Genomic DNA, 24,928 nt, shown 5'->3' on the forward strand with positions numbered 1-24,928 from the left:
CTCAACCCTTCTTCGCGCCGTAGCGGCTGCGGGCCTGCTTACGGTTCTTGACGGCCTGGGTGTCGAGCGCACCACGGACGATCTTGTAGCGGACACCGGGGAGGTCCTTCACACGACCACCACGGACGAGCACCATCGAGTGCTCCTGGAGGTTGTGGCCCTCACCGGGGATGTACGCGGTGACCTCGGTGCCGTTCGAGAGCTTGACACGAGCGACCTTGCGCAGTGCCGAGTTCGGCTTCTTCGGGGTGGTGGTGTAGACGCGGGTGCACACACCACGCTGCTGGGGGTTCGCCTTGAGGGCGGGCGCCTTGGTCTTGACGACCTTCGGCGCGCGGCCCTTGCGAACCAGCTGCTGAATCGTAGGCAACTGCTGCTCCTGGTTCCTGCTCGATTCCCTGGCCGACGTGATCCGTCGGCTTCCTCGTCCCGCGGCCGGACGGCGCCCGACACGGTGATCCGTGTCGCTCCCCGTACAACCCCGACACCGGGCCGACGATTCCAACGTCGGACCACGGCGGGCGACCGCTCTCGCGGTACCGCCTGGGACGGACATGTCCTGTACCGCTCCGTGAGCGTTCGGACTTCCGGGCACGCCGCTGTCGGCGCACACCGGAACAAGATTACTCGGCGTGACAGAGGCGGTCAATCCCGCTCAGGAGGCCGTGCCCGCGTCGGTGCCGTTCGTCACAGTCGGTCGGCACACCGCTCCCGCGTTCGTGCAGCCCGTGACGACACCGTCCGCGGGGAACGCGACCGGACACGCACTCGCGATGCCCGGTCCGGCCGGACTCGCGAACGTTGCCGAGAACGAGCGCTCCCGGGCGAGGCCGACCGGAGCGGCCGTCATGGCACCGGGAACCGGGACGGGAGGGACGGTGTGGGCGGCGTCGTCGGCCTCCTCGGTCGTCACGACCGCCCGGTACCGAGGCCGGGCCCGCCCTCCTGCCGGCGGCGGTCCTCGTGGCGGGCCAGGAGCACCGCCGCGATCACGACCACGAGCGCGATGACGACCGTGCCCACGACGAAGGGGCCGAGCGCGTAGCCGGCGGGGAACACCACGAGCTGCGCGGCGTCACCGTGGACCAACGCGTAGCCGACCGACCCGACGCCGAGCATGACGAGGTACGCCGTGGCCGCACACACCAGCCCGGACATCGCCGGACTGCCGCTCCGCGCGCCCACCGCCGTGCCTGCGAACACCACGATCGCGACGCCCGTCACCATCGCCGGGCCGAGGTACGGGGTGGCGTCGGGTTGGCGGATGACCTCGAGGCCGGAGAACAGGCTCTCGAACCCCGTGACCGCGATGACGAGCGCGAAGAACAGCACCGTCGTCATCGTCGCGAGGAGCCACCGGGACATGGGACGAGCGTAGTGCCGGGGGCGAGGGGAGGTCAGGCCGCCGCTCGGTTCACCCAGCCGCCTGTGTCGAGGTGGCATCGGTCGACGACGAGGACGCGGACGACGCCTTGAGGACGTAGATCTCTCCACCGAGCGACCAGTTCTGCCCGCCGGACCCGCCGCTCGAGGAGTCCGAGAGGGACTGTGAGACGGTGTCGACGAGGAACAGGCGGGACCCGTTCTGCAGGGCCTTGGTGAAAGCGAGCGCCTGCTGGTACGAACCCGTCACCGCGACCGTCACGGGGACGACCGTGAAGTCCGCACTCGTGATCGACGAGTCGGTCGTGGGGCCGCCAGGGGCGGGCGTCGCCGCTGGCGCGGCCGTGGGGGCCGCCGTCGCCGTCGCGCTCGGTGACGGGGTGGCCGACGCGCTGGCCGTCGGCGAACCGGTGCTCGTGCCCGTCGTGGTGGCACCGGCCCCGGCGGCGGCCGATGGCGCGTACGCGACCGGGGTGTCGAACTGCACCGAGGAGATCCCGACGCCGCTCGTGGTCGCGGCGGTGTTGATCTCACGCGTGAAGCCCGTGGTGTCGGCCTTCGCAGGGACCGATTCCTGGAGATCGGCGAACGTCGTCTTCATCGTGCCGAGCTTCTGGTACTGCTCCTCGAGGCGCGTCAGCTCCGCACGGTTCGAGGCGTTCGTCTCGTCGATGCTCTCGCGCTGGAGGTCGTTCGCGGACGCGGTCGCGAGCTGCGGCTGCACCCCGAGGAACCAGCCACCGACGATGATCACGAGCGCGGCGACGCCCGCGAGGACGAGTGAGAGCTTGTGCTTGTTCATCGGTTGCTCCCCGTGTACTTGCCGTCGTAGGCCTTCTCGTCCAGGTCGACCGAGATGGACGCCGTGTACGCGTCGCCGTCGGACGCGCGGTCGATGGACGCGATCGACGAGTCGACGTAGCCCTTGAGCTTCGAGAGTCGGTCGGTCCAGTCCGGTACCGACGGCACGGACGTGCTCGACACCGAGACCTGGATGGCCGCGACCCGCGACGCGTCGAGCGGCGACGTGCTCTGTGCGAACGGCACCGTCGCGTTGGCCGACGTGATCGTCATGCTCGTGATCGTGACGCCGCTCGGGAGGTACGACGCGAGGTTCCCGAGCATCGAGGACCAGTCGATCTCGGTCGATCCGCCGACGGTCTGACCCGCTTCGAGCAGTGCGATCTGCCCCTCGAGCGTGCGGACCTCGGCGTACTTCTGCTGCTCGAGGAGGAGTGAGGTCGTCTCGTTCTGAGCGGTCGCGAGATCGGTTCGCGACCGGATGGCATCGACCGTCGCTCCGCCCGCGACGAGCAGCACCACGACGGCGAGCACGACGACACCGAGCCACGCGCGTCGCGCGACCGCGCGCTCGCGTCGGTCGAGGTGCACCTCGGTGGGCAGGAGGTCGACACGGGGCTCTCGGCCGACGAGGGAGGACGCGACCGCCGCCCGCGTCGCCGGCGCCGCCGAGCCTCCCGTCGTCGCGGTACCGCCCTTGACCCGGGACTGCTTGCCGGTGCGCGGCGCCTTGGCGCCGCCGATCACCGAGGTGCGCTGCTTCTGCTCCTTGCGGATGTCCGCCTCGACCTTGCTCATGCTGCCCTGCTTCCGACGGCGAGCCCGAAGGCCACCGTGATCGCGTCGCCGCGCTCTGCGACGTCCTGCTCCGAGATCGATCCGGCGAGCGCCACTCCGCCGAACGCCTGCCCGTACGACACGGGGATCCGGGTGTAGTCGGCGAGTGCCTCCCGGAAGCCGCGCATCCGCGCGCCTCCGCCTGCGATGAGGATGTGGCCGACGGGTTGGTCCGGGTGGGTGTTGACGAAGTAGTTGATCGTGTTGCGGAGGCTCGCGAGGACCTCGGTGATCGTCTCGTGCGTGACCGCGATCGCGCGACGGTCGTCCGCGGTCTGGGCGACGGCCGCGATCCCGAGATGGCGCTTGACGGCCTCGGCATCGTCCGCCGCGATGTCGAGCTGTCCGCTGAGGGCGCGTGTGACGTCGGCACCGCCCGCTGGGATGATGCGCACGAACTGCGGCACGCCGTCCGTCGCGATGACGACGCTCGTCGTGTCGGCCCCGATCTCGATGAGCGCCACCGTCCCGACCAGACCCGGTCGTGAGACGAGTGCGCGGGTCAAGGCGAACGGGATCAGGTCGACGCCCGCCGGGTTCAGGCCCGCGAGTTGCACCGCTTTGACGTTCGCCAGCACGGCGTCCTTGATCGCGGCGATGAGCAGACCCCGGACGACCGGTCCGTTCTCCCCCATCCCCTCGGACGTCGGGTAGAAGTCGAGGATCGCGTCGATGACCGGCACGGGAAGCATGTCCTGGACCTGGAACGGCAACGACTCGCGGATCTGCTCGATGGGCGCGAGCGGCACGGTCAGGTCACGCGACAGCACACGCTGGTTCCCCATGCCGAGCACGACGTCCCGGGAGCGGAACTTGCCGAGGGACCACAACTGCTTCAACGCGCCGGCCACCGTGTTCGCCTCGAGGACCTCACCCCGGCTCACCGATCCTTCCGGCGTGGGGACCTCGGCGAACCGGACGACGGTCGGACGGCCGCGGTCGGCCGAGGCGACCTCGACCGCGCGGATCGAGGCGGCCGCGATGTCCAGGCCGACGATGCTCTTCGCCATGGGTGTGTTCTCCGTAGGGGGCGGCGCTCAGGCCAGACCGATGAGGTGCAGGTAGGCGTGCGACGCGGGCGCGCCGACGAGGACGCCGATCCAGGCTCCGGTGAGCATGGACGGGCCGAAGGGGATCCCTCCGCGCCACTTCGCTCGGCGCGCGGCGACGAGGACGAGCGCGAAGATACCCCCGACGAGGAAGGCGCCGAAAGCACCCACTGCGAGGGGTCCCCATCCGAGGTACGCGAGCGCGAGGCCCAGGATCCCGGCGAGTTTGACGTCGCCGAGCCCCATGCCGCCGGGCACCGCGATGGCGAGCACGAGGTACAGGACCCCGAGCGCAGCGGCACCGATGACGCCCCGCACGAACGCTGCCCAGTCGCCCGACAGTGCCGATGCACCGGCCAGGAGCACCGCGAGCACGACGGACGACGGGTAGGTGATGGCGTTCGGCAACGTGTGCGTGTCGACGTCGATCAGAGCCAGGGCCACGCTGATCGCCATGAGGTAGAGGAACGCCAGCAGCAGGACGACGTGCGCGGCGAGCACCCGGTCCCCCGCGGTGGTCGCCGGCCAGAACCGGAGCGCCACCACGACGAACAGGAGGCCCGTGGCGAGCTCGACGAGTGGGTACCGCGACGAGATGGGCGCGCCGCAGTCGCGACACCTGCCGCGCAACACGAGCCACGAGAGCACCGGGACGTTGTCGTACCCGCGGATCGGATGGTCGCACCGCGGGCACGCGCTCGGCGGCGACACGATCGACACGTGCGCCGGCACCCGGTACACGACGACGTTGAGGAACGAGCCGATGAGCAGCCCGAACACCCCGCCGAGGGTCGCGACGAGCGGGCCGAGGTCGAGCGCGGTCGTCATCGGCACTTCCCCCCAGTCGTCGCGCACGAGCCGTCCGGGTTGTAGGCCGGCTGGACCTCGACCTGCGTGGTAACGCCGTAGGACGTCGACACGGGCTGCAGGAACTTCGGCGGCGCGGTCGTGAGCAGCCGGTTGTCGTAGATGTAGTTCTTCGTGAAGCCGGTGCTCACCTTGCCGTTGCCGCTGTTCGAGGTCGCGACCGTGCCGCGGTACTTCTGGGCGATCGAGCCCTTCACCGTCAGGGTGCCGAGCGCGCTCCCCTGGTCGTAGTTCTGCACGTAGAACGTGCCGTTGTTGCTGGCGATGGCCGCGTCGATCGTCAGGTTGGCGCCAGCGGATCGGACGAGCTGGACGTTGCGGCACGTGACGTAGTTGCCGTAGCCCTGGTAGTAGACCGACTGGTAGTTCCAGCACGTCATCGGGTTGTAGACCTCGACCGCGTTCTGCCCGACCAGGCCGAGGATGTCGTCGTTCGGGTCGGTGTAGGTGATGTCACCGGTCACCCAGACCGTGCCCGCCGATGCGATCGTCATGTGCCCCGAGAACCTGCCACTGACGAAGACGTCGCCGGCGGTGCAGCTGTAGACGGAGGACGCCGTCCCGGGTGTCGAGTCGGTGCCGATCCACTCGTTCGACGTCGGGTAGCCGACCCCGTTGCTGAACGTCTGGTTGTCGCTGTAGCTGACCGAGTTGCCACTGACGGTCACCTTGGTCGTGCAGTAGGTGTTGGTGTAGCGCTGGGGGTACGACGAGCCCCAGTAGTTCGGGTCGGACTTCGTGGTGGGCACGCCCTGCACGTACATGAGGTTCGTCGGGAGCGTCGGGATAGTCGCACCGCTCGCGCTCTGGAGCGCGGCGCTGCTGCCACAGAGTGCATCCGCTGCCGCCGTGTCCGAGGAGTGGCTCGTCGCGGTCACCTGCGTGAACCGCGTCCACGGGGACCAGATCGTCATGGTGCCACCACTGTTGAACTGCACCTTCGTCGGTCCGGTGTACAGGCACCCGGGGCGCGGGACGGTCGTCGGCAGGTCCGTGCGGGCCTCCTGGGCCATGTTCGTGTTGAGGGACGGCAAGCCGAGGTAGGCGGCTGCACTCGGCTGGCCGCCGTTGTACTTCGGCTTCGTCGTGCAGCCGCTCGGCGCGAGCACCGTGCCGCTGTGGTCCTCGACGGAGGAGTTGAAGGTCGACCCGCAGGCGGTGAAGTCGTCGTCGGAGCGGATGGCACCGTTGAGCACGTCGCCACTGGCGAACTGCACGGGGTCGCAGGTCCTGCTCGTCGCCTGCCACTGGTAGTCGTTCGTGCAGTTGTCGCCCGTGATGTCGTTGTCCGCTGACTCGTACTGCGTGAAGTACAGGTAGTTGATGAAGCCGTCGCCGCGGAGGTCCGCCACGAGCGACCGGGTCTTCGTCCCGCTCTTGCCCGTCACCCGAACACGGAGGAAGCCCTGCGACGCGTACTTCGAGTTGTCGACCTCGTAGCGGAAGAACTCGTCGGTCGTTCCGACCACCGGAGCCCACGTCGAACCGCTGCTCGTGAACGCGACGTTGCCGTTGTCGCCCTGGAACACCGAGCCGCTGTCCTTGCTGAACTGCGCGTCCTTGTTGCCGTACGTCGCGTAGCCGTTGTCGTTCGAGATCTTCGCCTGGTAGTCCGCGAGCCCCGCGTACGCTGCCGCCGCCGCGTTCTGGTAGTTGCGGTCGTTCCCGGACTTGAGCGACCCGGCCGTCGAGAGAGCGACCATCGCGGCGACGATCATCGTGACGATCATGCCGAAGATGATGACGTTGGCGAGGACGAACCCCTGCTCGTCACCGCGGTCGACGCTCCGCATCACGCGGACGATGCGGTTCATCATGGTGCCGGGCTCGCAGTGCTCGTGCTGTACCCGACGTTGAACAGGTACAGGGTGTTCTGGATGTGGGTGTTCGAGGCGGTGCCGGCCTTGGTGGAGCCGAGCTCGAGGTTCACCTGGATCGCGCGGACCGCACTGGGGTTCGCCATCGGACTCGCGATCTTCGCACCGCTCGCGTCGAGGTACGTGAAGAGGTCCGTGCCGTCGCTCGTCGGCGACGCGATGGGACCTCCCAGCGTGACCGTCCGTGCGGCCGCGCCGGTGGTCGTGAAGCTGTAGTAGCCCTTGGCATCGGCCGAGCCGTCCCACTGCTTCTCGATCAGGTTGCCCGTCACGGTGTCGATCTTGAACTCGACGTACTCCGGCTGGTCCACCGTGCCGTTCGTCAGGTTGACGTACGAGTAGAAGGCGAGGTCTGTCGCCGTTGCGGTGGTGATCGCGTTCGCGTACGTGCCGTCCGGCTTCGGCAGGACCGTCGCGGCGTGGATGTACTGGGTCAGCGCGTTCATGACGTTGGACGCCTGCCGCGTGTTCGTCTCGGCCGTGCTGCCCGTCTTGCTCGCGTGCAGCGATGCGGCGAAGAAGCCGCCGACCGCGGTGAGGACGATCATCGAGACGGACACGGCGACGATGAGCTCGATCAGGGTGATGCCGCGCTGACCGCGGTGGAGCTGCCGGATGTCGCCGATCACTTCGTCTGTCCTCGCGGGTCGACGAGCACGGTGTTGCCGGTGACCGAACCGGGCGTGACGTTCTTGATGTTCGCGCCAGCGACGGTGCCGGTCACAGCACCGGACGCTCCCGATGTCGTGGAGATCGACCAGGTCCCGAAGGGCAACGCGAGCGTTGCGGTCGAACTCGTGGTCTTCGGGAAGTTCAGCGTCATGCCGGCCGAGCACCCGGGATCGTCGGCGGTGGTTCTCGACGCCGTCGTCGCCCTGAGGTACGAGCCGCTCGCGACCGACACCTGGATGACGCCGAGTGCCACGTTCTGCGGAGGCGACACGGTCTGCCCTGGGCTGACGCTGACGACCGGCACCGGCACACTGGTCCCGACGGCGCCTGCCGAGGTCGGGGTCGTCCACTTCGTCGGGTTGGTGTCGATGCAGCTGCTCGCACCCGAGCTGCTGTTGAACGTCCCCCCGTACATCTGGTAGCCGTCGGAGAAGGGGAAGACGTTCATCGACACCTTCGTCGACGACGTCACGGTGGCGCTGGTCGACCACGGGGTCATCGTGTCGAGGCCGCCGGAGTTGCTCGACAGGGTCGTCGTCATGTTCGTCGCCATGGTTGCGCTGTACGTCTGCGCGTAGTTGACGGGGATCGTCGCGGCTTGGTCGTACGAGATCGGTTGATACGCACTCGCGCCTGCGATGACGGGGATGGTCCAGGTGGACGTCGCAGCCTGGTTGGAATCGATCCCCCCGGTCGTGCTCGCGGTCAGCGTGTACGTGCCCGGCTGCACGTCCGTTGCGTACCAGCAGCCCGCCGCGTCGGTCGTGGTGGGGGCGGTGGTGATCGCCGCGCCGGTTCCCCCGCTCACGGGCGCCGCCGACACGCTGACGCCCGCGTTCGCCGCGCCAGCAGCGTCCCTGACGGAGACGATGATCGTTCCATCACCGGGATCGGTGACAGCGTCGGACGGCGCGATGGCCGAGGTCACGGTCGTCGACAGCTTGCCGGGGCCATGCGGGTTGTTCCAGCTGACCGTCTCGGCGACGCTCTTGTACGCCAACGTGCCGTTGCTCGATCCGCAGGCTCCGGTGGCACCGTCACTCTGGACCCAGTTGGCGGTGCGCGTGACGGTGTACGTGACACCGCCGATGCTCTTGGTGGTGGAGGCGCTCAGGACGCTGAAGATGCCGTTCGTCGTCGCCGCGGCGGTCTGTCGCATCGTGTCGATGTCCTGCGACGCGAGCGACACGGCCATGTCCCGGCCGCGGCTCGCTTGCGTGGTCTGCAGGGAGTTCGTGATGCCGTAGGCGAGGCCCACGCTGATGATCGCGAAGACCATCATCGCGACCATGACCTCGATGACCGTGAAGCCCTCCTCGCGGCCGGTCAGCGCGCGGTTGAGGACGCGGCGCAGGTGTCGCATTGCGCGTCCTTTCCGGCGGAAGGGAATGGGATTCGGGATTCAGGCAGGAGCCCACACCGGCGCGTGTCGGCGTGGGCTCCTGGTGAGACGATCAGCAGCCGCTGGGCACCGTGGCGGTCTTCGTGACGCCCTTTGAGTCGGTCGCGTAGAAGTACGTACCGTTCACGCTCTGTCCGATGACGCAGAAGGAGCTGTTGTTCGAACCAGCGGTGTACTTGAGGGACTGGGTGTTCGCCGAGACGGTCACGCCGGCTCCGGCCCAGCTCTGCGTTGTCGTTCCACTTCCGGTGGACGGCGCGGGAGTTGCCGTGGTGTTGGCCTTCAGGTCCGCCTGCGTCGCGGGGAACGCGCCGAGGTCCGTCTGCAGGCTGACGATCGCGGTCTTCGCGTTCGACACGTCGGACTGGGTACCGCTGTCCTGCGCGTTGTGCTGCACCCCCAGGTACACGGGAATCGCGATCGCGGCGAGGATGCCGATGATGATCACGACGACGAGGAGCTCGATCAGGGTGAAGCCCTTCTCGTTCTCCTCGAGCAGGTTCTGCCGGCGAGCGTTGAGCTTGCCCATGAGGCGGAAGTACATGAGATTTCCATTCTTTCGGGAATGTGAGGGGAGAATTGGATCCGGCGTGTGCTCGCCGCCGGAGACCAGCGTATTCAGGGCACTCGCTCGGGAGAATCCCGAGAACGGGGGTGATCGGGCAAGCGAAATGCCCCCAGAACCGGGGGCAGTTCGCGGGCGAACCACCCCCGCACGGGGGCATTCCGGTCAGATTCAGTGGATGAGCGTGGTGATCTGGAAGATCGGCAGGTACAGCGCGACGATCATCCCGCCGACCACGACGCCGAGGAACGCGATGAGCAGCGGCTCGATCAAGGAGGTCAGGGCTTCGGTGGTCGACTCGACCTCGGCGTCGTAGAACACCGCGATCTTCTCGAGCATGACCTCCATGGAACCGGCGTCCTCGCCGACCGCGACCATTTGACTCACCATTTGCGGAAAGACACTCTCCCGCGCCAGTGGAGCGGCGATCGATTCACCTTTTCGGACGGATTCGGCGACGCGGTCCAGGGCCTTTTCCACCACGAAGTTGTTCGACACTTCGCCGACGATCTTCAACGCTTGCAGGATGGGCACGCCGGCGCCGATCATGTTCGCGAAATTGCGGGCGAACCGGGCGATCACGATCTTGGTGCTCAATTGCCCGAACACCGGCAACTTGAGCCGGATCGGGTCGAGGAACCCACGCACCCGGTCGGTGTTCTTGTTGGCGCGGTACCAGAGCCATCCGACGATGATCAGCACCGCCAGGACCGGCCCAAGCCAGACCATGGCATGCGATGCGTACACGAGCATCATCGTCGGCAACGGGAGCTTGCCGCCGAGACTCGCGAACATGTTCTGGAAGATCGGCACGATGAAGATGAGCATGATCACGACGCTGGCCAGCGACATGATCAGCACGACGGTCGGGTAGGTCATCGCGGACTTGATCGTCGAGCGGAGCTTGTGCTCCTTCTCGAAGTTCATCGCGATCGAGTCCATCGCCTGGTCGAGGAACCCGCCGGTCTCACCCGCACGGATCATGTTGATCATGATCGGCGGGAACTCGACGGGGTACTTCGACACGGCGTCCGAGAACGAGACGCCCTGCTCGACCTCGTCGCGGACCTTGCCGAGGATCTCCTTGAGCTTCTTCGACTCGGTCTGGTCGGCCAGGATCGTCAGTGCGCGGAGCAGCGACAGGCCGGACGAGAGCATGGTGGACGCCTGACGCGCCATGATGGCGAGGTCCTTGAGCCCGACGCCCTTCTGGAACCCCGGGATCTTGATCTCGGCCTGGAGGCCCGTGCCCGGCTTGGCCTCGTCGAGCGCGATCGGCGAGATGCCCATGGTGCGGAGCCTCGCGACGGCGGCACCCTCACTCGCGGCGTCGAGCTTGCCCTTGACGAGCTTGCCTGCGGTGTCACGCCCGCGGTAGTCGAACGCGAGGGTCATCAGTAGCCTCCCGAGTACTTGTCGCCGAAGTCGATCTCGCTCGCGGCGATGGCGGCGGCGGACGAGTCGGACGGTGACTCGACGCGCTGGACGAGGCGACCGAAGCCCTCTTCGTCGTGCACCTTCTCGAGCGCGGCCCGGCGCGTGATGGTGCCCACGTTGACGAGTTCGGCGAGGTCCTGGTCCATCGTGTGCATGCCGGCGTCACCGCCGGCCTGCATGGCCGAGACGATCTGGTACGTCTTGCCCTCACGCACGAGGTTCGCGATGGCGGGCGTGGTCACCATGACCTCGGTCGCCACGACGCGGCCCGAGCCGTTCGCCTTGGGCACGAGGGTCTGGCAGACGACACCCTGCAGGGTCGCGGCGAGCTGGGTCCGGATCTGCCCCTGCTGGTGCGGCGGGAAGACGTCGATGACACGGTCGATGGTGCCGGGCGCACTCTGCGTGTGCAGGGTCGCGAACACCAGGTGGCCAGTCTCGGCCGCGGTGAGCGCGACCGAGATGGTCTCGAGGTCGCGGAGCTCGCCGATGAGGATGACGTCCGGGTCCTGGCGGAGCACGTGCTTGAGCGCCTGCGCGAACGAGTGGGTGTCGGCCCCGACCTCGCGCTGGTTGATGATCGCCTTCTTGTGCTCGTGCATGAACTCGATCGGGTCCTCGACCGTCACGATGTGGTCGGCGCGGGTCTCGTTGACGAGGTCGATGAGCGCGGCGAGGGTCGTCGACTTGCCGGACCCCGTCGGGCCGGTGACGAGCACGAGCCCACGGGGCAACTTGGCGAACTCGCCGATGTGCTCCGGGATGCCCAGCTGCTTGAGGCTCTTGATCCTGGTGGGGATGATGCGGAAGGCCGCGCCCCAGTTCCCGCGCTGCTGGTAGAAGTTCACGCGGAACCGCGACTCGGTCGACAGCGAGTACGCGAAGTCGAGTTCCTGCTCCGACTCGAACTGCCGCAGCTGCTCCGGGCTGAGCAGTGTCGTGAGCGCGTTGATGACCTTGTCGCGCGACCACGGGCCTCCCGGCACGGCGGGACGGAGCGAACCGTCGACGCGCACGGTCGGTGCCGCGTCCGCGGTGACGTGGAGGTCCGACGCGCCCTGGTACACGACCTGCGACAGGGCGACGACGAGGTCCGGGTCGGCGACCTCACGCGCGTGTCGCGTGTACTCGATGACGACCGCGTCGTCGTCGGTGGGGACCGCCGCGGCGACGTGCGCGGCGGGCGCCGGCACGAACGCAGGGGTCGGGAGGACCGTGGTCGGCGGGGCGGGTTGTACCGGCACCTTGGCGGTCGCGACCTCGGACGGAGCGGCGTACGCGACGGAGGAGGCGACGGGGTACTGCGGTGCCGGCGGTGTCGCCGGGACGCTGCCGTCGGGCGAGGCGTACACCGGCTCCGAGTACGGGGACGACACCGGCGCCGTACTCGCCGCGGCCCACGCAGCGTCGTCCGACAGGTCGAACACACGCCCGGTGCCTGCGACGACCGGCTGCTGGCCGGTCTCCGCGAGCCGCGCCGCGCGCCGTCCACCGACGACGTTGCCCGCGGAGCCGGGATGCCATCCGGCGACGGGCTCGTCCGAGCCGGCACCGAGGTCGTAGACCGAATCACTCATGCGATGACCTGTTCGTTCGTTCTCTGGGCTACGCGACGACGCGCAGGATCTCCTCGACGCTGGTGAGGCCGAGCTTGACCTTCTCCCAGCCGTCCTGGCGGAGCGTGAGCATGCCCTGGGCCTGGGCGACCCGGCTGATCTCCACGCTCGAACTGCGGGAGACGGCGAGGCGCTCGATCTCCTCGGAGACCGTCATGACCTCGTGCAGGGCGATGCGGCCGCGGTACCCGGTGTTCGAGCACACGGCGCAGCCGACCGGTGCGTACACGGTCGGCAGGGGCTGCGCCACGTCGTCGATGAAGCGGAGGTCCCGGAGTCGCTCCATGGTGTGGTTCGCCGGTGCCTTGCAGCGGTCGCAGAGCTTGCGGGCGAGGCGCTGCGCGACGACGCAGTCGAGGGCAGAGCCGACGAGGAACGGCTCGATGCCCATCTCGGTGAGGCGGGTGACCGCGCTCGGGGCGTCGTTCGTGTGGAGGGTCGAGAGCACGAGGTGCCCGGTGAGCGAGGCCTCGATGGCGATCTGGGCCGTCTCGTGGTCGCGGATCTCACCGAGCAGGACCACGTCGGGGTCGGACCGGAGGATGCTCCGCAGCGCCGAGGCGAAGGTCAGGCCCGCCTTCGGGTTGACCTGCACCTGGTTGACGCCCGGCATCCGGTACTCCACCGGGTCCTCGACGGTGATGACGTTGATCTCGGGCTTCGCGACGGCGTTCAACGTCGTGTACAGCGTGGTCGACTTGCCGGAACCCGTCGGGCCCGTGACGAGGATCATGCCGTACGGCTTGGAGTAGGAGCGCTTGTAGGCCTCGGCGTTGCGCTCGAGCAGGTTGAGGTCGCGCAGGGACATCGAGGTGTTCGAGTTGTCGAGGATCCGCATGACGACCTTCTCGCCCCACACGGTGGGGAGCGTCGCGACGCGGAGGTCGATCTGCCGGCCGCCGTGCCGCACGGACATGCGGCCGTCCTGCGGCTTCCGTCGCTCGGCGATGTCGATGTCGCTCATGATCTTGAGCCGACTGATGACACCGTTCTGGATGTTCTTCGGCGCCGGCGTCATCTCGTGCAGCACGCCGTCGATGCGGTAGCGGACCCGGACGTCGTGCTCGCCGGGCTCGATGTGGATGTCGGACGCGTGGTCCTGGATCGCCTGCGACACGAGCAGGTTCACGAACCGGACGATCGGGACGTCGTCGAGGCCGCCGTCGCCGATGTCGACCTGCTCGTCGTGGTGCACACCAGCTTCCTCCTCGAGCGAGGAGGTCAGGTCGTTGAGTTCGTCGTCCGCACGGAGGTACCGGTCGAGTGCGGCGACCATGTCGCGCTCGTCCACCTGCAGCGGCTTGATGACCCGACCGGACGCGGCACGGGCGTCGTCGAGGGCGAGCACGTTCGCGGGGTTCACCATCGCGAGGACGAGGGCCTCGCCCTCGAACCCGACGCCGAGGATCCCGTGCCGTCGACACAGGGCGGCCGGGAGCATGGACACCGCGGTGCCGTCGACGGGGTAGTCGGTGAGCGGCACGGACTTCGAGTTGTTCGACGCTGCACGCGCCGTGACGAACTGGGCCTCGCTCACGACGCCCTGGTCGACGAGGGACCGGATCGCCCGCTCGTCCACCTGCTCGTCGCCGGTGAGGGTGTCGAGGTGCTCGATCGGCAGCGCGCCGTTGAGGATGAGGATCTCCGAGAGGGTCGCCATGGCGCTCCTCACCTCCTTGTTCTCGCACGATCAGGGGACGCGGCACGGCAGGGATGACCGAGACCTCGTCGATGCGGCCGGAACGCGATGCGGATCAGACCCGGGACGCCGCGTTCTCGGACGTTGACCCACGCTAATTCGTGCGCATGATCCGGGCGCAGTCCCAGAAAGAGGGGGGACCGCGCTGGATCAGAACAGCGCTGCGTGGCTGACGGTCGTGCGCGCCCGTACGAACCCCATCCGCTCGTAGAGGCCGAGCGCCCCGGAGGGGTTCTCCGCGTCGACGTCGAGCACGACGTGGTCGAGGCCGGCCCGCTGGGCTGCCCGCATGGTCGCGCCGAGCACGAGCGGGGCGAGTCCCCGCCCTCGGTGGTCGCGCACGACCCCCACGTAGTCGACGTAGGCGTGCGATCCGCCCCGGGCCGCGAAGGCGTCGGGATCGACCTCGGTGACCGAGAACGCGACCACGGCTCCCGACCCGTCGACGACGACGTACGAGAGGTCGAAGCGGAAGGTGTCCTCGTGGAACCGGCGCGCCCAGTCCTCGGCCGGGGTCGACTGCGATCCCCAGTGGTCGCGGAAGGCGTCGTTCCGGGCGATGCGGATCGCCTCGACGTCGGACTCGACGGACGGCCGGAGCACGAACCCGTCCGGGACGGCGCGCTCGGGGATCGGATCGGCGAGGTCACGTTCGAGCTCGAGCCAGTACCGGAGCGGCACGAGACCGGCGCGTGCGGCGAGGCGCAGCGGTCCCGAGCCCTCGGCCGCGGCGAGTTCGAGCATGCCCGGCACCGTGAGCTCCGAGGCCGCGAGGAGCTGCCGACCGCGACCGAGTTGCCAGGCGAGGACGCGTCGGCCGATCCCCTGCCCGCGGACGTCGGGGTGCACGGCGCCGAGGAGCAGGACGCGGAGCATGGTCTCGCGTCCGGGGACCGCGAGGTCGAGCGCTGCAGCCATGACATGCCCACCAGCATCGACGCCGACGAGGCCGTCCCGCTGCGGATCGACGCCACTTGTGGAGAACCAGTGGGCGATCTCGCCTCGGGAGGGCCGCCACGTCGGGGCGTCGACCGCGGCAGCGGCGACGATGAGCTGGTGCACGGCCTCGAGGTCACGCTGCTCGAGCGGCCGGAACGACAGCCCGGCGATCGACGTGGGCAGCGACAGGGCCGCCGGAGCGGTCACCCGCTCGGCGAGGGACGTGGTGCTCGTGCTCATGCCGCCAGTCTCCCAGGAACCGTCCGTCCGGCTCGGCGGGGATCTCGACGGGCACAGCGCCGGTGTCGCAAGATGGACCATGGACATCACGAGCGTGACCGTCGGGCTCCCCGTCACCGACATCGAGGCGTCGTGCCTCTGGTACGGCGCGGTGTTCGAGCGCGCCGAGCCCGACCTCGAGCCCGCCGACGGCGTCGCCGAGTACGAGGTCAGCGGCATCTGGATCCAGCTGTACGAGGACGAGCACGCCGAGGAGCAGTGCGTGGCCGTCCGGTTCGGCGTCGATGACGTCGCCGCCCAGCACGCGCGGATCGGCGCCCTCGGCATCGACGTCGGCCCGATCGCCCGGGTCCCCGGCGCCGTCGAGTACTTCGACTTCCGCGATCCCGACGGCAACGTGTTGAGCCTCTACTCGCTCATCGACGAGACGGGTCGTGACGAGTCCGGGCGCGACAGCGACGCCGGTCGCGCGCCCGGCAAGGGCTGACGCCGGTCGGGAGGCACGGGGCGGCCGCCCACCGCCCCTCCCGGCCGCGGCCGGCCACAGAGCACCGGCGAGATCGCAGTGGTTGTCGCTCCGACCCCGGTCGGAACGGCGACGACTGCGATCTCCCGAAGGGACCGGAGGACCGGGGAACGCGGAAGGGCCCCGCACCGATGATCGGTGCGGGGCCCTTCGTGGTCACCTGACTCAGTTGTAGGTACCCGGCGTGAAGTCGTCCGACGAGAAGCTGTCGAAGTCGACGAAGCTCAGGTCGGCGTCCGAGAACGAGGAGTCGTCGGCGAAGATGCGGTTGGGGTACCGCTCCGCCTTGGCTTCCTCGGTGGCCTGGACGTCCACGTTCCGGTACCGGCTGAGGCCCGTCCCCGCGGGGATGAGCTTGCCGATGATGACGTTCTCCTTGAGACCGACGAGCTGGTCCTGCTTGCCCTCCATGGCCGCCTGCGTCAGGACGCGGGTGGTCTCCTGGAAGGACGCGGCGGACAGCCACGACTCGGTCGCGAGGGACGCCTTGGTGATGCCCATGACCTCCTGGCGGGCGGAAGCGGTCTTCTTGCCCTCCTGGAGCGCCGCACGGTTGATCTCGTTGTACCGCGAACGGTCGACGAGCTCACCCGGGAGCAGCTCGGTGTCGGCGTGGTCGACGACCGTCACCTTGCGGAGCATCTGGCGGACGATGACCTCGATGTGCTTGTCGTGGATCGGCACACCCTGCGAGCGGTACACGTCCTGCACGCCGCCCACCAGGTGCTTCTGCACCTCGCGGACACCCTTGACCCGGAGGACCTCCTTCGGGTCGACCGTGCCGGCGATGAACTGCTCGCCGAGCTCGACGTGCTGGCCGTCCTCGACGAGGAGGGTCGCACGCTTGAGCACCGGGTAGACGAACGGCTCGTCACCGTTGTCCGGCGTCAGGATGACCCGACGCTGCTTGTCCGTGTCCTCGATCGTCACGCGACCGGCGGCCTCCGCGATGGGCGACGCACCCTTCGGGGTGCGGGCCTCGAAGAGCTCCGTCACGCGGGGCAGACCCTGCGTGATGTCGTCCGCCGACGCCGAACCACCCGTGTGGAACGTGCGCATCGTGAGCTGCGTGCCGGGCTCGCCGATCGACTGGGCCGCGATGATGCCGACGGCCTCGCCGATGTCCACCAGGTTGCCCGTGGCGAGCGAGCGGCCGTAGCACTTCGCGCAGACCCCGACCGCCGACTCGCACGTCAGGACCGAGCGCACCTTGATGCTCTCGACACCCGCCGCGACGAGCTTGTCGATGAGGACGTCACCGACGTCCTCACCGGCCTCGGCGAGGACCGTGCCCTGCTCGTCCGTGACCGCGGTCGCGAGCGTGCGGGAGTACACGGTGTTCTCGACCGTGGCGTCGCGGTGCATCGTGCCGTCCGCGTCCTTGGTCGCGATCGGCAGCTCGAGCCCACGCGTCGTCCCGCAGTCGTCCTCACGGATGATGACGTCCTGCGACACGTCGACGAGACGACGGGTGAGGTACCCGGAGTCCGCCGTGCGGAGCGCGGTGTCGGCGAGGCCCTTGCGGGCACCGTGCGTGGCGATGAAGTACTCCGCCACGGTCAGGCCCTCCCGGTAGGAGTTGATGATCGGGCGGGCGATGATCTCGCCCTTCGGGTTGTTCACCAGACCACGCATACCGGCGATGTTCCGGACCTGGAGCCAGTTACCACGAGCACCCGAGGACACCATGCGGTTGATGGTGTTGTCCTTCGGGAAGTTGTCGCGCATCTCCTGCGCGATCTCGTTCGTGGCTTCGGTCCAGATCTTGATCAGGTCCGCGCGACGCTCGGCGTCGGTGATCAGACCCTTGTCGAACTCGCCCTGGACCTTCGCCGCCTGCGTCTCGTAGCCGGCGATGATCTCCTTCTTGCGGGGCGGGGTCACGACGTCCGACAGCGCCACCGTGACGCCCGAGCGGGTGCCCCAGTAGAAGCCGGCGTCCTTGATCCGGTCGAGCGCCGCAGCGACCTCGACCTTGGGGTACCGCTCCGCGAGGTCGTTCACGATCGACGACAGGGTGCCCTTGTCCGCGACCTTCTGGACGAACGGGTAGTCCGCCGGGAGGGTCTCGTTGAAGAGCGCGCGACCGAGGGTCGTCTCGAGGATGAACGGCTGACCGGCCTCGAAGCCCTCGGGGGCCTCGCCCTCGGCGAAGTGGAGGTCCGACATGCGGATCTTCACGAGCGCGTTCAGGTGCAGCGAGCCCTGGTCCTTCGCGAGGATCGCCTCGGCGACGGACGAGAACGCTCGGCCCTCGCCGACGGCACCCTCGGTGACGGTCGTCAGGTGGTGCAGACCGATGATCATGTCCTGCGCGGGCAGGGTCACCGGGCGGCCGTCCGACGGCTTGAGGATGTTGTTCGAGGCGAGCATCAGGATGCGGGCCTCGGCCTGGGCCTCGACCGACAGCGGCAGGTGCACGGCCATCTGGTCACCGTCGAAGTCCGCGTTGAACGCGGCACACACGAGCGGGTGGAGCTGGATCGCCTTGCCCTCGACGAGCTGCGGCTCGAAGGCCTGGATGCCGAGGCGGTGCAGCGTGGGCGCGCGGTTGAGCAGCACGGGGCGCTCGCGGATGATCTCCTCGAGGACGTCCCACACCTGCGCGCGCGACCGCTCGACCATGCGCTTGGCGGCCTTGATGTTCTGTGCGTGCGACAGGTCGATCAGGCGCTTGATGACGAACGGCTTGAACAGCTCGAGCGCCATCTGCTTCGGGAGACCGCACTGGTGGAGCTTGAGCTGCGGGCCCACGATGATGACCGAACGACCGGAGTAGTCGACGCGCTTGCCGAGCAGGTTCTGGCGGAAACGACCCTGCTTGCCCTTGAGCATGTCGCTGAGGGACTTGAGGGCGCGGTTGCCGGTACCCGTGACCGGACGACCACGGCGACCGTTGTCGAACAGCGCGTCCACGGCCTCCTGCAGCATGCGCTTCTCGTTGTTCACGATGATCTCGGGGGCACCGAGGTCGAGCAGGCGGCGGAGACGGTTGTTGCGGTTGATCACACGACGGTAGAGGTCGTTGAGGTCACTCGTGGCGAAGCGGCCACCGTCGAGCTGCACCATCGGGCGCAGCTCCGGCGGGATCACCGGCACGACGTCGAGGACCATCGCCGCCGGCGAGTTGCCGGTGATGAGGAAGGAGTTCACGACGCGGAGACGCTTGATCGCGCGGATCTTCTTCTGGCCCTTGCCCTCGGCGATCTGCAGGTGCAGCGCCTCGGCCTCGGCGTTCAGGTCGAAGCCCTCGAGCCGGAGCTTGATCGCCTCGGCGCCCATGTAGGCGTCGAAGTAGATCCCGTACCGGTCCTGGAGCTCGTGGAACACGGCGTCCTCGGGCTTGAGGTCGCCGACCTTGAGGTTGCGGAAGTCCTCCCACACCCGCTCGAGGCGCGTGATGTCCTCGTCGAAGGACTTGCGGACCTGCGACATCTCCTTCTCGGCGCCGTCCTTGGTGCGACGCTTCTGGTCGCTCTTGGCGCCCTCTTCCTCGAGCGCCGCGAGGTCGTCCTCGAGCTTCTTGAGGCGGTCGGCGATGATCGAGTCGCGCTGGTTCTCGAGGTTCTTGATCTCGAGGCGCATCTCGTTCTCGAGGCCGGGCATGTCGGCGTGACGGCCCTCCTCGTCGATGTCGATGATCATGTACGCCGCGAAGTAGATGACCTTCTCGAGGTCCTTCGGCGCCATGTCGAGCAGGTACCCGAGGCGCGACGGGACGCCCTTGAAGTACCAGATGTGCGTGACGGGCGCGGCGAGCTCGATGTGGCCCATGCGGTCACGGCGGACCGAGGACTTGGTGACCTCGACACCGCAGCGCTCGCAGACGATGCCCTTGAACCGGACCCGCTTGTACTTGCCGCAGGCGCACTCCCAGTCGCGGGACGGACCGAAGATCTGCTCGCCGAACAGACCGTCCTTCTCGGGCTTGAGGGTGCGGTAGTTGATGGTCTCCGGCTTCTTGACCTCGCCGTACGACCACTGACGGATGTCGTCGGCCGTGGCGAGGCCGATCCGCAGTGCGTCAAAGGAAGTTGCTTCGAGCAATGTTCTTCTCTCTTGCTGGATCTGACGTGTGTCGGGCGGGATCAGATGTCGTCGATCGTGGACGACTCGAACCGCGAGGAGATGTTGATGCCGAGCTCTTCAGCGGCGCGGAAGACCTCGTCGTCCGTGTCGCGGAGGCTGACCGCGGTGCCGTCGGCCGAGAGGACCTCGACGTTCAGGCAGAGCGACTGCATCTCCTTCATGAGGACCTTGAAGCTCTCCGGGATGCCGGGCTCCTGGATGTTCTCGCCCTTGACGATCGCCTCGTACACCTTGACGCGGCCGAGGATGTCGTCGGACTTGATCGTGAGGAGCTCCTGGAGGGCGTACGCGGCGCCGTAGGCCTCGAGGGCCCAGACCTCCATCTCGCCGAAGCGCTGACCACCGAACTGCGCCTTCCCACCCAGCGGCTGCTGCGTGATCATCGAGTACGGACCGGTCGAGCGGGCGTGGATCTTGTCGTCCACCAGGTGGTGCAGCTTCAGGATGTACATGTAGCCGACCGAGACGGGCTCCGGGAACGGCTCGCCGGAGCGACCGTCGAAGAGCTGCGCCTTGCCCGAGGAGCCGATCAGCCGCTCGCCGTCGCGGTTCGGGAGGGTCGAGTCGAGGAGTCCCTCGATCTCGCGCTCCGCCGCGCCGTCGAACACCGGGGTCGCGACCTTCGTGCCCGGAGCCGCGGTGCGCGCGGCCTCCGGCAGGTTCTCGGCCCACTCCTGGATGCCCTCGACGTTCCAGCCCTGCTTGGCGAGCCACCCGAGGTGGATCTCGAGGACCTGGCCGAAGTTCATGCGGCCGGGGACACCGAGCGGGTTGAGGACGATGTCCACCGGCGTGCCGTCGGCGAGGAACGGCATGTCCTCGACCGGGAGGATCGTCGAGATGACGCCCTTGTTCCCGTGGCGGCCGGCGAGCTTGTCACCCGCGGTGATCTTGCGCTTCTGGGCGATGTAGACGACCACGCGCTGGTTGACGCCCGAGCCGAGCTCGTCGTCGCCGTCCTGCGCGTCGAACACCTTGACGCCGATGATCGTGCCCTCTTCACCGTGCGGCACCTTGAGCGAGGTGTCACGGACCTCGCGCGACTTCTCGTTGAAGATCGCGCGGAGCAGGCGCTCCTCGGCGCTGAGCTCGGTCTCGCCCTTCGGCGTGACCTTGCCGACCAGGATGTCGCCGGGGCGGACCTCGGCACCGATGCGGATGATGCCGCGCTCGTCGAGGTCGGCCAGGAGGTCCGGGCTGACGTTCGGCAGGTCGCGGGTGATCTCCTCCTTGCCCAGCTTGGTGTCGCGGGCGTCGACCTCGTACTCCTCGATGTGGATCGAGGAGAGGACGTCGTCCTTCACGAGGTTCTGCGACAGGATCATCGCGTCCTCGTAGTTGTAGCCCTCCCACGGCATGAACGCGACGAGGAGGTTCTTGCCGAGCGCGAGCTCGCCGTTCTCCGTCGCGGGGCCGTCGGCGATGACCTCGCCGGCCTCGATGCGCTCACCGGCGTTGACGATCACGCGGTGGTTGTAGCTCGTGCCCTGGTTCGAGCGGTCGAACTTGCGCAGGTAGTAGGTCTGCGTCCCGCCCTCGTCGAGCTGGACGGTGACCGCGTCGGCCGAGACCTCGGACACGACACCAGCGGCGTCGGCGGTGACGACGTCACCGGCGTCGATCGCGGTGTAGCCCTCCATGCCGGTGCCGACGAGCGGCGACTCGGAGCGGAGGAGCGGCACGGCCTGGCGCTGCATGTTCGCACCCATGAGGGCGCGGTTCGCGTCGTCGTGCTCGAGGAACGGGATGAGCGAGGTCGCGACCGACACCATCTGGCGCGGCGAGACGTCCATGTAGTCGACCTCGGCCTTGTCGACGAGCTCGACCTCGCCGCCCTTCTTGCGGACGAGCACCTTGTCGTCGACGAAGTTGAAGTCGCTCGTCAGCGGGGCGTTCGCCTGGGCGACGACGTAGTCGTCCTCTTCCGAGGCGGTGAGGTAGTCGATGTTCGTCGTGACCTGACCGTTGACCACTCGGCGGTACGGCGTCTCGATGAACCCGAAGGAGTTGATCCGGGCGAACGAGGCGAGCGAACCGATGAGGCCGATGTTCGGGCCTTCTGGGGTCTCGATCGGGCACATGCGGCCGTAGTGCGACGGGTGGACGTCGCGGACCTCGACGCCGGCACGCTCACGCGACAGACCACCCGGACCGAGGGCCGACAGACGACGCTTGTGCGTCAGGCCCGCGAGCGGGTTGTTCTGGTCCATGAACTGCGACAGCTGGCTGGTCCCGAAGAACTCCTTGATCGCGGCCACGACGGGGCGGACGTTGATCAGGGTCTGCGGCGTGATCGCCTCGATGTCCTGCGTGGTCATGCGCTCGCGGACGACGCGCTCCATGCGGGACAGACCGGTGCGGACCTGGTTCTGGATGAGCTCGCCGACGGCGCGGATGCGACGGTTGCCGAAGTGGTCGATGTCGTCGACGTCGAGGCGGAGCTGGACCGGCTCGCCGTCGCGGACGCCGTTCAGCGTCTTCTGCTCGGCGTGGAGCGCGACGAGGTACTTGATGGTCGCGACGATGTCGGCGACGGTCAGGACCGAGTCGGACAGCGGCGCGTCGATGCCGAGCTTGCGGTTGATCTTGTAGCGACCCACCTTGGCCAGGTCGTACCGCTTCGGGTTGAAGTAGAAGTTGTCGAGGAGCGCACGCGCGGCCTCGGCAGCGACCTGCTCGCCCGGACGGAGCTTGCGGTAGATGTCCTTGAGCGCCTCCTCCTTGGTGAGGATGGCGTCCTTCTCGAGGGTGGCCTCGATCGACGCGAAGCCCTTGAACTCGTCGAGGATCTCCTCGCTCGTCAGGCCGAGCGCCTTGAGGAAGACCGTGACGGACTGCTTGCGCTTGCGATCGATGCGGACGCCGACCTGGTCGCGCTTGTCGATCTCGAACTCGAGCCAGGCACCGCGCGACGGGATGACGCGAGCGGAGTAGATGTCCTTGTCGGACGTCTTCTCCTGGGCGCGCTCGAAGTACACACCGGGCGAACGGACGAGCTGCGAGACGACGACGCGCTCGGTGCCGTTGATGATGAACGTGCCGCGCTCGGTCATGAGCGGGAAGTCGCCCATGAACACGGTCTGCGTCTTGATCTCACCGGTCATGTGGTTCATGAACTCGGCGTTGACGTACAGCGGCGCGGCGTAGGTCTTGCCGCGCTCCTTGCACTCGTCGATCGAGTACTTGGGGTCCTCGAGCTCGGGGGCCGTGAACGAGAGCTGCATGGTCTCGCCCAGGTCCTCGATCGGGGAGATCTCCTCGAAGATCTCCTCGAGCCCCGAGTGGAGCGCGAGGTCCGTGCGACCCTGCTCCTGCCCCTCGGCGAGGCGGGCCTTCCAGGTGTCGTTGCCGACGAGCCAGTCGAAGCTCTCGGTCTGGAGGGCGAGGAGATCGGGGACGGTGAGCGTGTCCTTGATCTTGGCGAACGAGAGCCGCTGGTGAGCGCGGCCGTTCTTGGGTGAGTTGGTGGATGCGTTGGGCGCAGCAGCCAAGGGGGTAACCTCCGGATGGCCCCGTCGGGCCGATACTGACGGGCAGTATGTAGGTGGATGGACTGATCGCTCGGCGACCCCGGGTGGGCACCCCGCACCGTGTCGGACCTGGGTCCGATGAGTCGGTGTGGGATGATCAGGCGAGCTGCTCCGTCACCCCCGCCGCCATATACGGGGTAGAGCCGGAGCGCTGCACCAGGGGCCTTGGTCGACCGCAATATGACGACACCGATGCCAGGGAGCGCGAACCTCTATCATAGGTCGCCGGTTTCGGTGCTGTCCAGTCCGTAGTTGACCGGAATCCGCACCGGAGTGTATAAGCGGGCAGCGCCTCCCGGCATTCCCACTGCCAGGAGGCGCTGCCCGCGTCCGTCAGTCGGGGCGCGCGTCCTCAGATGTTGAGGCCCGACATGTCCGGGTAGCGGTCGCCCGCGGCCGGCTCGAGCCGGTCGAGCGCGGCCATCTGCTCGGGCGTCAGCACGAGGTCGTCGGCCGCGAGGTTCTCCTCGAGCCGCTCGATGCGCTTCGTCCCGGGGATGGGCGCCATGTCGTCGCCCTTGGCGAGCACCCACGCGAGCGCGATCTGCGCCGGGGTCGCGTCGACCTCGCGGGCGATGCGCTCGACCTCGTCGACGATCGCCAGGTTCTGCTGGAGCGCCTCGCCCTGGAACCGCGGGTTGTTCCGACGGAAGTCGTCGGCGTCGAGCTTCGAGGGGTCACGGAGCGCGCCGGTGAGGAACCCGCGGCCGAGCGGCGAGTACGGCACGAAGCCGATGCCGAGTTCGCGGAGGACGGGGATGACGGCCTCCTCCGGGTCCCGCGTCCACAGCGAGTACTCCGACTGCACGGCGGTGACCGGGTGCACGGCGTGCGCGGCTCGGATCCGCTCGGGCGCCGCCTCGGACAGGCCGTAGTGCAGGATCTTGCCCTGCTCGATGAGCTCCGCGAACGCGCCGACCGTGTCCTCGATCGGAGTGTCCGGGTCCATGCGGTGCTGGTAGTAGAGGTCGATGTGGTCGGTGCCGAGGCGCTGCAGCGAGCCCTCGACGGCGATGCGGATGTTCTCGGGGCTGCCGTCCGTGCCGCGCTGGCCGTCGCCGCGGTGCCGGATGTTGCCGCCCTTCGTGGCGATGACGACCTCGTCGCGGTGCTCGCGGAGGGCCGCGCCGACGAGTTCCTCGTTCGTGTAGGGGCCGTAGATCTCGGCGGTGTCGAAGAACGTGACGCCGAGTTCGACGGCGCGGTGGATCGTGGCGGTCGACGCGGCGTCGTCGGCGGCGGCACCGGAGTAGAAGGCGCTCATGCCCATGCAGCCGAGACCGAGTCGGCCGACGTCGAGGGTTCCGAGGGTGACGTGACGCATGCGGGTGCTCCTGTCGGGTCGGGGTGGGGGGACGAGCGGAGGCTACGCTCCGCACCTGTCTCTTATACACATCTC

General features: G+C 68.2%; 19 protein-coding genes. 1 reads left to right on the plus strand and 18 read right to left on the minus strand.

The window, feature by feature from the left end; all coding sequences use genetic code 11:
* Nucleotide 1: 1 nt before the first annotated feature.
* The 15 genes from rpsL to DEI86_RS06160 all read right to left on the minus strand — a co-directional run bounded on the left by rpsL (nt 2) and on the right by DEI86_RS06160 (nt 15,384).
* Complete coding sequence (rpsL, locus tag DEI86_RS06090) at nt 2-370, minus strand: 30S ribosomal protein S12 (RefSeq protein WP_111009864.1); 369 nt, start codon at nt 368-370, stop codon at nt 2-4.
* A gap of 285 nt (nt 371-655) precedes the next feature.
* A complete protein-coding gene (locus DEI86_RS06095) occupies nt 656-913 on the minus strand; it encodes a hypothetical protein (RefSeq protein ID WP_111012124.1) in 258 nt (85 codons plus the stop codon).
* A complete protein-coding gene (locus tag DEI86_RS06100; RefSeq protein WP_111012123.1) occupies nt 910-1,365 on the minus strand; it encodes a DUF6121 family protein in 456 nt (151 codons plus the stop codon). Before DEI86_RS06100 ends, DEI86_RS06095 begins: the two co-directional genes overlap by 4 nt.
* Before the next feature lie 49 nt (nt 1,366-1,414).
* Nucleotides 1,415-2,185, minus strand: a complete 771-nt coding sequence (locus DEI86_RS06105) for a hypothetical protein (RefSeq protein ID WP_111049041.1) — start codon at nt 2,183-2,185, stop codon at nt 1,415-1,417.
* Nucleotides 2,182-2,982, minus strand: coding sequence for a hypothetical protein (locus DEI86_RS06110; protein WP_111012121.1), 801 nt, complete (start codon nt 2,980-2,982; stop codon nt 2,182-2,184). The genes DEI86_RS06105 and DEI86_RS06110 overlap by 4 nt, the downstream gene beginning before the upstream one ends.
* Entirely contained in the window at nt 2,979-4,031 is a 1,053-nt protein-coding gene (pilM, locus tag DEI86_RS06115; protein WP_111009871.1) for a type IV pilus assembly protein PilM, read from the minus strand. Before pilM ends, DEI86_RS06110 begins: the two co-directional genes overlap by 4 nt.
* Before the next feature lie 27 nt (nt 4,032-4,058).
* Nucleotides 4,059-4,898: an A24 family peptidase gene (locus DEI86_RS06120; protein ID WP_111012396.1), complete on the minus strand. Its 840-nt coding sequence runs from the start codon at nt 4,896-4,898 to the stop codon at nt 4,059-4,061.
* On the minus strand, nt 4,895-6,754 hold the full coding sequence (locus DEI86_RS06125; RefSeq protein WP_111049042.1) for a hypothetical protein: 1,860 nt from the start codon (nt 6,752-6,754) through the stop codon (nt 4,895-4,897). The genes DEI86_RS06120 and DEI86_RS06125 overlap by 4 nt, the downstream gene beginning before the upstream one ends.
* Nucleotides 6,751-7,443, minus strand: coding sequence for a PilW family protein (locus tag DEI86_RS16485; RefSeq protein WP_181439713.1), 693 nt, complete (start codon nt 7,441-7,443; stop codon nt 6,751-6,753). The genes DEI86_RS06125 and DEI86_RS16485 overlap by 4 nt, the downstream gene beginning before the upstream one ends.
* Nucleotides 7,440-8,849, minus strand: a complete 1,410-nt coding sequence (locus tag DEI86_RS06135; protein ID WP_111049043.1) for a prepilin-type N-terminal cleavage/methylation domain-containing protein — start codon at nt 8,847-8,849, stop codon at nt 7,440-7,442. The genes DEI86_RS16485 and DEI86_RS06135 overlap by 4 nt, the downstream gene beginning before the upstream one ends.
* A gap of 91 nt (nt 8,850-8,940) precedes the next feature.
* A complete protein-coding gene (locus tag DEI86_RS16965) occupies nt 8,941-9,432 on the minus strand; it encodes a type II secretion system protein (protein ID WP_111049044.1) in 492 nt (163 codons plus the stop codon).
* Between the two features lie 192 nt (nt 9,433-9,624).
* A complete protein-coding gene (locus DEI86_RS06145; protein WP_111012118.1) occupies nt 9,625-10,848 on the minus strand; it encodes a type II secretion system F family protein in 1,224 nt (407 codons plus the stop codon).
* The gene (locus tag DEI86_RS06150; protein ID WP_111049045.1) at nt 10,848-12,467 is read right to left on the minus strand and encodes a PilT/PilU family type 4a pilus ATPase; all 1,620 of its coding nucleotides are present in this window, start codon (nt 12,465-12,467) and stop codon (nt 10,848-10,850) included. Before DEI86_RS06150 ends, DEI86_RS06145 begins: the two co-directional genes overlap by 1 nt.
* 28 nt (nt 12,468-12,495) lie before the next feature.
* The gene (locus tag DEI86_RS06155) at nt 12,496-14,166 is read right to left on the minus strand and encodes a GspE/PulE family protein (RefSeq protein WP_111036952.1); all 1,671 of its coding nucleotides are present in this window, start codon (nt 14,164-14,166) and stop codon (nt 12,496-12,498) included.
* A 189-nt stretch (nt 14,167-14,355) separates the two neighbouring features.
* Nucleotides 14,356-15,384, minus strand: a complete 1,029-nt coding sequence (locus DEI86_RS06160; RefSeq protein WP_111049046.1) for a GNAT family N-acetyltransferase — start codon at nt 15,382-15,384, stop codon at nt 14,356-14,358.
* A 79-nt stretch (nt 15,385-15,463) separates the two neighbouring features.
* Here DEI86_RS06160 and DEI86_RS06165 point away from each other — a divergent pair, with 79 nt between their 5' ends.
* Nucleotides 15,464-15,871, plus strand: a complete 408-nt coding sequence (locus DEI86_RS06165; RefSeq protein ID WP_111009880.1) for a VOC family protein — start codon at nt 15,464-15,466, stop codon at nt 15,869-15,871.
* Nucleotides 15,872-16,075: 204 nt separating this feature from the next.
* On the opposite strand, the gene rpoC is transcribed toward DEI86_RS06165, so the two are convergent.
* From rpoC to DEI86_RS06180, 3 genes are all read right to left on the minus strand, one after another.
* Nucleotides 16,076-19,957, minus strand: a complete 3,882-nt coding sequence (rpoC, locus tag DEI86_RS06170; RefSeq protein WP_111009881.1) for a DNA-directed RNA polymerase subunit beta' — start codon at nt 19,955-19,957, stop codon at nt 16,076-16,078.
* A 41-nt stretch (nt 19,958-19,998) separates the two neighbouring features.
* Nucleotides 19,999-23,490: a DNA-directed RNA polymerase subunit beta gene (gene rpoB / locus DEI86_RS06175; RefSeq protein ID WP_111009882.1), complete on the minus strand. Its 3,492-nt coding sequence runs from the start codon at nt 23,488-23,490 to the stop codon at nt 19,999-20,001.
* Between the two features lie 391 nt (nt 23,491-23,881).
* Nucleotides 23,882-24,853: an aldo/keto reductase gene (locus DEI86_RS06180; RefSeq protein WP_111009883.1), complete on the minus strand. Its 972-nt coding sequence runs from the start codon at nt 24,851-24,853 to the stop codon at nt 23,882-23,884.
* Between the last annotated feature and the right edge of the window lie 75 nt (nt 24,854-24,928).

It is taken from the genome of Curtobacterium sp. MCBD17_028, from assembly GCF_003234875.1.
GTDB lineage: Bacteria > Actinomycetota > Actinomycetes > Actinomycetales > Microbacteriaceae > Curtobacterium.

Coding starts and splice junctions, on each gene's coding strand:
- DEI86_RS06150 (WP_111049045.1), bottom strand. CDS start 12,467: ATGAGTGATTCGGTCTACGACCTCGGTGCCGGCTCGGACGAGCCCGTC.
- DEI86_RS06160 (WP_111049046.1), bottom strand. CDS start 15,384: ATGAGCACGAGCACCACGTCCCTCGCCGAGCGGGTGACCGCTCCGGCG.
- DEI86_RS06165 (WP_111009880.1), top strand. CDS start 15,464: ATGGACATCACGAGCGTGACCGTCGGGCTCCCCGTCACCGACATCGAG.
- DEI86_RS06145 (WP_111012118.1), bottom strand. CDS start 10,848: ATGACCCTCGCGTTCGACTACCGCGGGCGTGACACCGCAGGCAAGCTC.
- DEI86_RS06180 (WP_111009883.1), bottom strand. CDS start 24,853: ATGCGTCACGTCACCCTCGGAACCCTCGACGTCGGCCGACTCGGTCTC.
- DEI86_RS06135 (WP_111049043.1), bottom strand. CDS start 8,849: ATGCGACACCTGCGCCGCGTCCTCAACCGCGCGCTGACCGGCCGCGAG.
- DEI86_RS06100 (WP_111012123.1), bottom strand. CDS start 1,365: ATGTCCCGGTGGCTCCTCGCGACGATGACGACGGTGCTGTTCTTCGCG.
- DEI86_RS06120 (WP_111012396.1), bottom strand. CDS start 4,898: ATGACGACCGCGCTCGACCTCGGCCCGCTCGTCGCGACCCTCGGCGGG.
- DEI86_RS16965 (WP_111049044.1), bottom strand. CDS start 9,432: ATGTACTTCCGCCTCATGGGCAAGCTCAACGCTCGCCGGCAGAACCTG.
- DEI86_RS06105 (WP_111049041.1), bottom strand. CDS start 2,185: ATGAACAAGCACAAGCTCTCACTCGTCCTCGCGGGCGTCGCCGCGCTC.
- DEI86_RS06110 (WP_111012121.1), bottom strand. CDS start 2,982: ATGAGCAAGGTCGAGGCGGACATCCGCAAGGAGCAGAAGCAGCGCACC.
- pilM (WP_111009871.1), bottom strand. CDS start 4,031: ATGGCGAAGAGCATCGTCGGCCTGGACATCGCGGCCGCCTCGATCCGC.
- DEI86_RS06155 (WP_111036952.1), bottom strand. CDS start 14,166: ATGGCGACCCTCTCGGAGATCCTCATCCTCAACGGCGCGCTGCCGATC.
- DEI86_RS06125 (WP_111049042.1), bottom strand. CDS start 6,754: ATGATGAACCGCATCGTCCGCGTGATGCGGAGCGTCGACCGCGGTGAC.